The organism is Pseudarthrobacter sulfonivorans (assembly GCF_031454915.1).
Lineage (GTDB): Bacteria > Actinomycetota > Actinomycetes > Actinomycetales > Micrococcaceae > Arthrobacter > Arthrobacter sulfonivorans_C.
On sequence record NZ_JAVDRS010000015.1, the window covers coordinates 1 to 10,530 of the forward strand.

A 10,530-nucleotide genomic window follows, 5' to 3' on the forward strand; every position below is an offset into this window, starting at 1 on the left:
TACTTCCTGTTGGAACGCGATCTTTCCATTAAAGACGGCACGGTCGTTGCAACTCCCAAAATCTCGGGGTGTTGCAACGACCGCTAGAACTCAAGTCGCACCCGCCGTTGTCCTCTTCCGCATTCCGGCACGGACTAAGCGGCGACACTGACGTATTCTCTAGCTGCAATCCGACGCGTCGCGGGCGAGGAGTTCGCTGGTGCGCAATATGGCTGAGCGCCGGCGGTCTTGGTTTGGAGTGCCCGTTATTACGAGATGGACGTTAGGGTTCGACATCCATGCGTGGCACAGGGTGATGATCGTGAGCAGGAGATCCTCTGCAACGGCCTCGCTTATACGGGGGAGTGCGCCGCGGATCTCGGACACCTTGAGTGCTGAATGGATGGCTCGTTTCTCGGCACCGACCGGATAGCCGCGCTCGAGTCCCTCCCAGGATGTGAGGCGCGCCAAGTTGGGATGGCTTGTGACGAAGTCGAAGTATCGACCGGCAAAGTCCGCGACCGCCTGGGGCCCGGACCCTTTGATAGGAACGTCGTCCAGTGCTGACCCAAGTTCACGGGTGAGCGCTGCCTCAAAAAGCTTTGCCTTGTTGCCAAAGTAGAAATAGATGCGCTCTTTGTTGCAACCCGACCTTCTGGATATTTCATGTATGCGCGCGCCGGAGAATCCCCGCTCTGAAAACTCGGAGATGGCAGCGTCGAGAAGTCTCGCCTGTGTTGCGTCCGTGTCCCAAGCCATCTCACCATCCTAACTCCAACCGTTTGTTTGTACTTACGGTGAATCGCGGGCTAGTATCGTCCCCAACCGAACGTTTGGAGATTGAGTGGAACACGAGGGTAGGGCGCTTGCGGCTGATGAAACGGATATACATCACCGCCCGCCGGTCGGCATGGCATCAGTACATGTGCGGGCGGTGGTGACATGGTTGGCCATATTTCCTCTGGCCGCGACGGGCATGTGTGCGCTGGGAGCACTATTTCCTCAGTGGCACCCGGTGCTGCGCGCGCTCGTCTTAACCCTTGTTGTGGTCCCCGTTGCGGTGTATTTCGCGGTTCCCCGCCTGCTGCTGCTTCAGTCCCATCTCGGAAGGGCAACGCGCACCAGAGCGCTGCGCCGCGCGAAACGCAATTAGCCGGTTTCGCGGCCGCCGGGGTGCTTCGTCGTCCCGCCATCATAAAAAGGAGATTGCAGTGCAAGTAACTGCCGCTGTCGCGCGCACGAAGGGTGCGCCATTCACGATTGAACAGCTGGAACTGGACGGTCTGCGACACAATGAGGTCCGAGTCCGCATGGTTGCGACCGGGATATGCCACACGGACACCCTTGTTCGTGACGGGGTCTATCCCACTCCGCTGCCCGCCGTTCTTGGCCACGAGGGCGCAGGGGTTGTAGAGGCGGTCGGCGACTCCGTTCTTTCCGTTGCGCCGGGCGATCACGTGGTGTTGGCAGCTGCCTACTGCGGCCACTGCAATCGCTGCCGAAAAGGCCAGATGGCGTACTGCGAGAACCTCATGGCTGCTGACTTCGGAGGGCAACGCCTGGACGGTTCCACGGCCCTGAGTAAGGACGGCGAGCCCATTTCGTCGCACTTCTTCGGCCAGTCCTCTTTCGCGACGTACGCAAACGTGGTTGAGGAGTCGATCGTCCGCGTCGACAAGGACATACCTCTCGAGCACCTGGGCCCACTGGGTTGTGGGATCAACACGGGGGCAGGCACCGTCCTCAATGAACTCAAGCCGGAGATCGGATCTTCACTAGTCGTTTTCGGCACCGGCGCAGTCGGCTGCGCAGCAGTCATGGCGGCCCGTGTTGCAGATTGCGCCGTCATTGTTGCCGTCGACATTCATGATTCCCGATTGGAGCTGGCCCGCGAACTGGGCGCCACCCATGTCATTAATTCCAGGACGGAGAACGTAGCGGAGCGGCTGCGCAGCATAACAGCTGATGTCGGTGTTGACTACGTAGTGGACACCACAGGTATTCCAGCGTTGCTGCGCCAGGCAGCCGATGCGTTGGGCATCCGCGGAACGGTCGCCCTCGTTGGTGCCGCGAAGCCGGGTACAGAGGTCAGCTTCGAAATCGGCGCCTCCCTGGTGAAGGGCTGGACCTTTAAAACCGTGGTTCAGGGCAGCTCCGTGCCGCAGGTCTTCATCCCCCGGCTTATCCAGCTGTGGAAGGAAGGTCGTTTCCCCTTCGAGAAGCTCGTCAAGGACTATAGCCTTGAGGCCATCAATCAAGGATTTGAAGACTCCAAGAGCGGCAAGGCGATCAAGCCGGTCATCATCTTCTAGGTTGAGAAGCCCCCTTTCGCGCGGCGCGCAATTTGCCTGCCGAAAGGGGGCGATCACTTCTGCTCCGCCCTTTCGTTGTACGGCTAAAGCTCAAGCAGGCCGCTGATCCAGCCGCTCAGGGCAGCAACGTCGTCTTGGCCAATGCTGTGACCATTAACCGAGCGAATCGCCGTTGTTTGGGCGCCGGATTCGTTGGTTAGATAATCCCACGTGGCCTTCAACAGCTCTGGTGGTATTACTGAATCCGCGGCACCGTGAGCCACGAACATCGGAATGCCGTCGAGCCGGTCCGGCGTTGTAGGGACTCCAGCGTCGAACGGCAGCGTTCCGTAAAGAATTGCCGTGCCTGCAAAGCGTTGCGGATCGCTCAAGATGAGACCTCCGGCGAACGCGGCACCTCCGCTAAACCCTACGAGAAGCACCTTCCGACCGGCCGGCGCGACACCTTCCAGCCAGCCGTTGAACCAAGCCATGGTCTCCGTCAAGGAGGCGGCTATTGGGCGCCCTATTCCACGGTTCGCGAACCAGGCGAATCCGTGCCCCTCTCCAAGAGGGGCACGTACAGCAGCGTAAACCGGACCGGTCGGGAGATGATCCGCCAGGGCGATTATGTCGGTTTCGCGTGACCCGCGGCCATGCATTAGAACCACAAGAGGTTTGTTTGGCTCGTCGGGGGAGTCCCACACGGTGATCGGGTTGGGCAGTTGGCTCATGAAGCTGCCGCGGTAACTTCGTCTGTTGACTGAAGTTCGGCGATGTTGGTCAAGGCGTACGTCAATGCGGCCTTGTGCCAGTCTGCGTTGATGCTTGAGGTTGCGTCCGTCACCAAGATTGTGCGGTAGCCGTGGTCCGCTGCGTCGCGGACCGTATGTTCCACGGCCATGTTGGTCCACACCCCTGCAACTACGACGGTGGAAACGCCCGTATTGCGTAACAGCATGTCCAGTCCGGTGCCGTTAAAGCTGCTCATCCGATTGCGGATCAGTACGGGCTCGTTGTCCAGTGCCTCCAGCCCTTCCAGTGCATCCGCACCCCAGGATCCGAGCTTCAGGGATTCCGGACCGATCATCGTGAAGATGGGCGCGTTTGATCCGCCGAAGTTCCCGCCCGGGTAAGACACGATGCGGTTGTGGATGATTGGCATGGACTGCTTGCGGGCCCATAGAAGCAATTGCTGTACGTGGGGGATCAGTCCTTGCTCGACTGCGTGGTCGGCGGCGCCGAAGGAGGCGAAGGCCCCTTCCGGGTGGACGTTATCGTTCTGGAGGTCCACAAGGAGCAGGGCGGTCTTGCTGAGATCGAGGCGTGCGCTATCCATTAACATCTCCTGGTTTTCTGATTCTCGCGAATCAAGGCGAATCGCTACTTTAAGCTACAACTAGCGATTCGAGGTATTTTATTCCCGCGTCCCCGCCTCCCCCTGTTCACGCAAGAGGGCACTAGGCTGGGCGGCTTCGTCTGACAGTTGATTGCCCAAAATGTGCCGAATCCAGTCGATTTCGGCCTTTCTGGTGGCTTGGCCGATTGTAAGCATTCCTTGCCGGTAGACATCCTGTATTTCGGCCCTACGAAGGGGCCGGCCCTCTTCGTAGAAAAAGCTTGCAGGTGCTTCGAGGAACTGGAGCCGTCGGCGGAGCACCTCGTGCTGTTCTTCCACGGAGGGTAGCTCGGACAGGAAGGCAAGGAGCACCATGAACCGCCCCAGGTCAGATACGTCGCCCGCCGATGCGGTCCGCAGCCGGTGATGCAGGTCCTCCCGCCCCCCGGGAGTGAGTTCGAGCGTGTGGCGTTGCGCGGCGCGGCCCTTCTCGACCCGGCGCGCGACTATCCCTGCTTTGATGAGTCTCTGGATCGCGGGGTACAGGCTGCCGTCACTGACTTCACGGGCGAAGCCGTACAGTTCGTTCATTTTGCGGCGCAGTTCGTAGCCGTGGAGGGGGCCCTCTGCGAGGAAGCCCAAAATCATCAGTTCCAGCACGAACGCCATGCTACATGAATGAATGTGTCGAATCGAGGCATTCACTGTTGATTGCCTCGATTCGAGGTATAGACTGACTGTCTTCCATCCGTCGTCTAAGGAACTCCCATGCCCAACAGGCTTGTCCGCCCTGCCGCCAATGCGGGTATTTCCCGCGGCCGCCTAGCAATAGCTGTCATTTCCACCGTCGTGGAGTGGTACGACTTCACCCTGTTTCTCTACCTGAGTTCTATGCTGTCTCGAGTCTTTTTTGGGGACAGCCCGACGGGCGTCCTGATGACGCTCGCGACATTTGCCGTCTCCTATCTGCTGCGGCCCATTGGTGGCCTGGTGTTCGGATACGTGGGCGACCGGTGGGGAAGGCGCCCGGTTCTTCTGGCTTCTATGGCTTTGATGTTCGTGGCCACGGCAGGGATGGCGGCTCTACCGACGTTTTCCCAAGTGGGCGAATCTGCGGCATTCTGGCTTCTGGCAGTTCGTTGCCTTATGGCGTTCTCCGTTGGCGGCGAATATACCGGGGTAATGACCTATCTCCTGGAGAGCAGCCGAGCCAGGAATCGCGGCTTGGTTACCTCATTGGCTGCCGCGGCCAGCGAAGTCGGCGCCCTACTAGCCGCGGGCATCTCGGCTCTGACGGTCATGGCCCTTTCGGCGTCGCAGTTGGAGGAGTGGGGGTGGCGGATTCCTTTCATTATCGGAGGGGTCCTGGCTGCGGTGATCTTGGCTCTTAGGTCCGCACTGCCGGAAACACCCCTGTTCCTTCAAAGCCAGCTCAATCCACAGCGCGAGTCCTTGGTGCGTGTATTGAGGCGGCAGTGGCGTGCTGTTATTCGGACCTTTATCATTTCGGGGCTATGCTCGGCTGCCTACTACGTGGGCATCATCTATCTGCCCACGTACCTGATCTCGGTACAGAAGTGGAGCGAGTCCTCGGCCCTGGGGCTGGCAGTTCTCGCCGCCGTCGTCGTTGTCTTTGCTTCGCCCTTGGCAGGTTGGCTGTCCGACCGGCACGGGCGGCGCCGAACGTTGTTGGTCCTCGCCGCGGCGGCCGTCGTGCTGCCCGTCCCGATGTTCGCTGCCGCCGGTCAATCCAACATAGGCATAGCGATCGCGGCGGTCGTTGTCCTCGCGTGCCTTGCGGGCAGCCTCAGTGCTGTGGGAGCGTCGGCGATTCCGGAGCAGTTCGATGTCAGGGGCCGCCTCACGGCGTTGGCGATCGGCGGGACCGTTGCCACCACGATCTTCGGCGGGATCGCACCCTACGCCGTCCAGACTCTTATCGAGTCGACCAATTGGCCGCTGGTTCCAGGGATCCTGATTGCGGCTGTGGCCCTCGTGGCTATCCCGGCTATCCGGCGTGGGCCGGAGACGGTTGCGGGCAGCGACGAGTCATCGTCGATGGACGCAGTACAAGCTGATACGAAACACAGCACCGACACACAAGGAGTGAAAGATCTTGCCTGAAATGATGCGCGCGGTTGTCCTGGACGGGCCCGGGGCACCGGACGCCCTCAAAATGCGGGACGTACCCCGGCCTGTTCCCAAGCCCGGGTGGGTGCTCGTCAAGGTTCACGCCTTCGGCCTGAACCGTTCCGAGCTGCACTTCCGCCAAGGCCTAGGTTCCTTCGGCTCCTTCCCTCGCATTCCCGGCATTGAGGCGACCGGCGTGGTTGTGGACGCCCCCGGGGGAGAGTTCCCGGCAGGGACCCAGGTTGCAGCCTTGATGGGCGGCATGGGGCGGGAGTTCGACGGCGGGTACGCCGAGTACGTCACGGTGCCGGCGCTCAACGTCATCCCGTTCATGAGCACCCTCGGTTGGGCCACCCTGGGCGCGGTTCCGGAAATGCTGCAAACCGCCCACGGCTCGCTAACGGTCGGCGTCAACCCCGCCCCGGGCAGCAGCCTGCTGATCCGGGGCGGCACCTCATCCATCGGCCTGGCGCTTATTGTCCTGGCGAAACGCCGTGGCCTAACAGTCCTCGCCACCACCAGGAACCCCAACAAAGCGCAGGCCCTCCTCGACACCGGAGCAGACCACGCCATCATCGACAACGGAAACGTTGCCGAAGACGTCCGGATGATCTTTCCCGAAGGTGTCGGCGGCGCCGTTGAACTCGTGGGAACGCCGACGTTGCAGGATACGCTCCGGGCCACGGCGGTCCACGGGACAGTGTGCTTTACCGGCATGCTGTCTGACGAGTGGACAGTGCCGGACTTCTACCCCATCGACTACATCCCTAACGGCGTCCGGCTCACCGCATACTCGGGCGGGGCAGAAGATCTCCCCCAGGCCGTATTCCAAGAGTTCCTCGATGCGGTGGAAGCGGGCGACGTGCGTGCTCCGATCGGGAAGGTCTATCCCCTCGAGGACATTGTGCAGGCACACCAAGACATGGAAGACGGATCCGTCACAGGCAAGCTCGTGGTCACAGTCAATGGGCACCCGGGGGTTGCCTGACGTGTGTATCGTCGCAGAACGACGCAGGGGGTGTCAGCCGACGCCCAAAAGGAAGTGACTAATCAACGGACAGCCCAGCGGCGGAGCGGGACGGTGCATGGCGCAGAGCCAGACAGGCTCCTTTTCGGCCTCACCCGCGAGCACAGCCGGATACAGCCGGGATGCGCAGATGGGCCAGTCATTGCCCTCGCCGATGGCCGGTGCTGCCATAAGTGCTTCCTTCGACGTCGAGGGCAAGATTACTGAACCGGGCTTCCGCTACGGTCACGTGCCGGTGGCCGTCCCCGCGGCGGTTGCTCACCGATCCTTAATGCCCGCTACTGCTTGAAGGCGGCGTCGAAGGACGTGTTCGACGCCGGGAAGTCGAACTTCTTGAGCGCGGCGAGGGCTTCGGGGGCGCCGTGGAGGCGGTCCATTCCCGCGTCTTCCCACTCGACGGAGATGGGTCCTGTGTAGCCGATCGCGGCGAGGGCCCGGAAGGACGATTCCCAGGGGACGTCGCCGCGGCCTGCGGAGACGAAGTCCCAGCCGCGGCGCGGGTCACCCCAGGCCAGGTGCGAGCCCATCACGGTGTTCCGGCCCGTGGGGCGGAGCTTGGTGTCCTTGCAGTCCACGTGGTAGATCCGGTCCTTGAAGTCCCAGATAAAGGAGACCGGGTCGATGCCCTGCCACATGAAGTGGGAGGGGTCCCAGTTCAGGCCGAACGCTTCGCGGTGGCCGATCGCTTCGAGGGTGCGGACGGTGGTCCAGTAGTCGTAGGCGATCTCGGACGGGTGGACTTCATGGGCGAAGCGGACGCCGCATTCGTCGAAGACATCGAGGATGGGGTTCCAGCGGTCGGCGAAGTCCTGGTAGCCGGCCTCGATCACGGCGGCCGGGACGGGCGGGAACATGGCGACGTACTGCCAAATGGAGGAGCCGGTGAACCCGACGACGGTGTCCACACCGAGCGCCTTGGCGAGCCGGGCGGTGTGCTTCATTTCCTCGGCGGCGCGTTGGCGGACGCCCTCGGGGTCGCCGTCGCCCCAGACCTTCGCACCGACGATGGCTTCGTGGCGGAAGTCGATGGGGTCATCGCACACGGCCTGGCCCTTGAGGTGGTTGGAGATGGCCCACACCTTCAGGTTGTACTTCTCCAGGACGGCGAGTTTGGCTTCGACGTAGCCGGGTTCGTCCCAGCGCCAGGCGTCCAGATGGTCGCCTGAGACGGCTATTTCGAGGCCGTCGTAGCCCCAGCCGGAGGCGAGGCGGGCGACTTCCTCGAAGGGGAGGTCGGCCCACTGGCCGGTGAACAGGGTGTAAGGGCGGGGCATGTCAGGCTCCTTCAGAGATTGCGGTCAGTGCTGTCGGTTGGACGACACGGGCGCCTGCCATATGGATGATGGAGCTTTTCGCGGCAGCGGACTCCTCGACGGCGGTCAGGATCCGCTGCACTTCGAGCCCGTCCTCGAACGAGGGCGAAGGTGGGGTGCTGGTGCTGATGGCGGTAAGGAAGTCGCGGATCTCGTGCGTGAAGGTGTGCTCCCAGCCGATGATGTGCCCCTGCGGCCACCATGCCGCAAGGTATGGGTGCTCTGGCTCGTTGACCAGGATGCGGCGGAATCCCTGCTCCCGGACCGGGGCCGTGGCGTCCAGGAACCGGAGTTCGTTGAGGTTCTCCAGATCGAACAGGATGGCGCCCTTGTCCCCGTAGACCTCCAGCTTCAGCGAGTTTTTCTGGCCGGTGGCAACCCGGGAGACCTCCACCGAGGCGATTGCTCCGGAGGCGAGGGAGAGTGTGGCCCAGGCGGCGTCGTCGACCGTTACCTCCTCCATCCCGCTTGCGGGACCACTTGCCCCGGGGCGCCGGCCCACGAAGGTGTGCAGGCGGCCCGATACCTCGGTGACCTGGTCCGCGAGCAGGAACAGCACCTGGTCGATCGTGTGGGAGGCGATGTCTCCTAGCGCCCCGGAGCCAGCTGTTTCCTTGTTCAACCGCCAGCTCATGGGTGCCGTTTCATCCACCAGCCAGTCCTGGAGGTAGGCGGCGCGCACCTGCCGGACTGTGCCCACCCGGCCTTCCGCGATGAGTTCCCGGGCCAGCGCCAAGGCAGGCACGCGCCGGTAGTTGAAGCCGATCATGGACTGCACGCCGTTGGCCCGGGCTGCCTGCGCGGCCGCTGCCATGGCCTCGGCCTCGGCAAGGGTGTTCGCAAGCGGCTTCTCCACGAGGACGTGCTTGCCGGCCTGGAGCGCCGCGATGGCGATTTCGGCGTGCATCCAGCCCGGGGCGCAAATGTCCACGATGTCGATGTCGTCGCGTTCGATGACGGCGCGCCAGTCCGTGCTGGACTCAGCCCAGCCGTACTTCGCGGCGGCCTCGGCCACTCCGGCAGCGTCGCGGCCCACAAGGACTTTCTGCTCGAAGGCCGGGACGTCGAAGTAGGCCGTCACGTTTCGCCAGGCGTTCGAGTGGGCCTTGCCCATGAACGCGTAACCGATCATCGCCACGCCGAGGGGACGCCGGGTGTTCGCTGGGGAGTTAGGTGCGGTCATTGTGCGCCTTTCCTAGAGTGTGGTTTCGAGTTTCGGTGCCAAGTTCTCGGGCAGGACTGGGACGCACCGGCCTATCGGCTTGGCATCAGGTTTCCAATAGCTGGACGCGACGCTTGAGAACGAGCACGGTCACGATAGAGAGAGCCGCTGCCCCGCCCATGATGAGGACCATGGCGGTGGCAGGGTGGCCGAGTCCGCTGATTGGTGTGACGAGCGCGCCGGACAGGAAGGTCGTGACACCCAGCAGCGCGGAGGCCGTGCCGGAGTGACCGCCGGACTGGCCCATGCAGATCGCCATCGTATTTGGCAGATTCAGGCCGAGAGGGGCTATTGCAAGGAAGAGGGCCGCGGCAAGGCCGACGACCTTGAACTCGCCGAGGTCCACCTCAAGAAGGACGAACATCATGAGCAGGACGGTGCCTGCAAACTGCAGTGCCACGCCGATCCTGAGCATCCGGGCCGGACCGTGGCGCGGGGCAAGACTGACATTGAGGCGGCCTAGGAGTGCGATTCCGAGCCCGTTGACGGCGAATGCTGCCGCGAATTGTGCAGGCGTCGCCCCGTAGATTCCTTGGAAGACAAACGACGAACTGGCGATGTAGGTGAACAGGATCGCCGCTGTGAGGCCGCTGAGGACCACATAACCTGCGAAGGCCCGGTCAGCCAGGACTTGCCCGAAAGCGCCCAAGGTTGCAGAGAGCCCACCGTTGGTACGGGATTCGCGATGGTGGGTTTCGGGAACCATGGTTGCCACAAGCACAGTGAGGATGGCGCCCAGCACGGCGAGTCCAAGGAAAACCCCACGCCACGATAAGAAGACCAGTCCGGCGGCCCCCAGCAGGGGCGCAACGACCGGTGCGAGGCCGGAGACGATGGCCAGCTGTGAGTAAAGAGTAGTGGCCGTGCGTCCGGAGCTGATATCCCGCACCACTGCCCGCGCCATAACAAGGCCCGCCGCGCCAGCGAGGCCCTGCACGAAGCGCATGCCTATAAAGATCTCAATGGAAGGCGCAAAGGCACAGCCAATGGAGGCAAACAGGAAGCCCACTGAGCCGAGCAGAAGTGGCGTCCTGCGCCCGATCCGATCCCCCAAAGGTCCGACCAGGAGTTGCCCAAACGCCAGCCCGACCAAGCACGCGGTCAGCGACAGCTGCACAGCCTCGGGGCCGGCCTGCAGGTCAGAGGCGATCGCCGGGAACGCGGGAAGGTAGGTGTCAAGGCTGAACGGCCCCACAGCCGTGAGAACCCCGAGGCTCAGCATAAGGGAG

The 10,530-nt window shown here is 62.7% G+C and carries 11 protein-coding genes; 3 read left to right on the forward strand and 8 right to left on the reverse strand.

Annotation, left to right across the window (positions count from 1 at the left end):
* Positions 1–159: 159 nt before the first annotated feature.
* On the reverse strand, positions 160–738 hold the full coding sequence (locus tag J2808_RS21505; RefSeq protein ID WP_309820774.1) for a TetR/AcrR family transcriptional regulator: 579 nt from the start codon (positions 736–738) through the stop codon (positions 160–162).
* A 452-nt stretch (positions 739–1,190) separates the two neighbouring features.
* On the opposite strand from J2808_RS21505, the gene J2808_RS21510 reads away from it, so the two are divergent.
* Complete coding sequence (locus J2808_RS21510) at positions 1,191–2,291, forward strand: NAD(P)-dependent alcohol dehydrogenase (protein WP_309820776.1); 1,101 nt, start codon at positions 1,191–1,193, stop codon at positions 2,289–2,291.
* Positions 2,292–2,374: 83 nt separating this feature from the next.
* Here J2808_RS21510 and J2808_RS21515 read toward each other — a convergent pair whose 3' ends face one another.
* The 3 genes from J2808_RS21515 to J2808_RS21525 all read right to left on the reverse strand — a co-directional run bounded on the left by J2808_RS21515 (position 2,375) and on the right by J2808_RS21525 (position 4,278).
* Entirely contained in the window at positions 2,375–2,764 is a 390-nt protein-coding gene (locus tag J2808_RS21515) for an alpha/beta hydrolase (protein ID WP_309820778.1), read from the reverse strand.
* A 236-nt stretch (positions 2,765–3,000) separates the two neighbouring features.
* The gene (locus J2808_RS21520; protein ID WP_309820780.1) at positions 3,001–3,609 is read right to left on the reverse strand and encodes a cysteine hydrolase family protein; all 609 of its coding nucleotides are present in this window, start codon (positions 3,607–3,609) and stop codon (positions 3,001–3,003) included.
* A gap of 78 nt (positions 3,610–3,687) precedes the next feature.
* The gene (locus J2808_RS21525) at positions 3,688–4,278 is read right to left on the reverse strand and encodes a PadR family transcriptional regulator (protein ID WP_309820782.1); all 591 of its coding nucleotides are present in this window, start codon (positions 4,276–4,278) and stop codon (positions 3,688–3,690) included.
* Positions 4,279–4,377: 99 nt separating this feature from the next.
* Here J2808_RS21525 and J2808_RS21530 point away from each other — a divergent pair, with 99 nt between their 5' ends.
* Together J2808_RS21530 and J2808_RS21535 are read left to right on the forward strand one after the other, a co-directional pair.
* Positions 4,378–5,733, forward strand: a complete 1,356-nt coding sequence (locus J2808_RS21530; protein WP_309820784.1) for an MFS transporter — start codon at positions 4,378–4,380, stop codon at positions 5,731–5,733.
* Position 5,734: 1 nt separating this feature from the next.
* Positions 5,735–6,727, forward strand: coding sequence for a zinc-binding alcohol dehydrogenase family protein (locus J2808_RS21535; RefSeq protein WP_309820850.1), 993 nt, complete (start codon positions 5,735–5,737; stop codon positions 6,725–6,727).
* Between the two features lie 33 nt (positions 6,728–6,760).
* Here J2808_RS21535 and J2808_RS21540 read toward each other — a convergent pair whose 3' ends face one another.
* The 4 genes from J2808_RS21540 to J2808_RS21555 all read right to left on the reverse strand — a co-directional run bounded on the left by J2808_RS21540 (position 6,761) and on the right by J2808_RS21555 (position 10,523).
* Positions 6,761–6,937 (reverse strand): hypothetical protein, encoded by a 177-nt coding sequence (locus J2808_RS21540; protein ID WP_309820786.1) that lies wholly within the window; start codon positions 6,935–6,937, stop codon positions 6,761–6,763.
* A gap of 107 nt (positions 6,938–7,044) precedes the next feature.
* Positions 7,045–8,040: a sugar phosphate isomerase/epimerase family protein gene (locus J2808_RS21545; protein ID WP_309820788.1), complete on the reverse strand. Its 996-nt coding sequence runs from the start codon at positions 8,038–8,040 to the stop codon at positions 7,045–7,047.
* A gap of 1 nt (position 8,041) precedes the next feature.
* Positions 8,042–9,262 carry a Gfo/Idh/MocA family protein gene (locus J2808_RS21550; RefSeq protein ID WP_309820789.1) on the reverse strand — a complete coding sequence of 407 codons (1,221 nt, stop codon included), beginning with the start codon at positions 9,260–9,262 and terminating at the stop codon, positions 8,042–8,044.
* Between the two features lie 85 nt (positions 9,263–9,347).
* Entirely contained in the window at positions 9,348–10,523 is a 1,176-nt protein-coding gene (locus tag J2808_RS21555) for a multidrug effflux MFS transporter (protein WP_309820791.1), read from the reverse strand.
* Between the last annotated feature and the right edge of the window lie 7 nt (positions 10,524–10,530).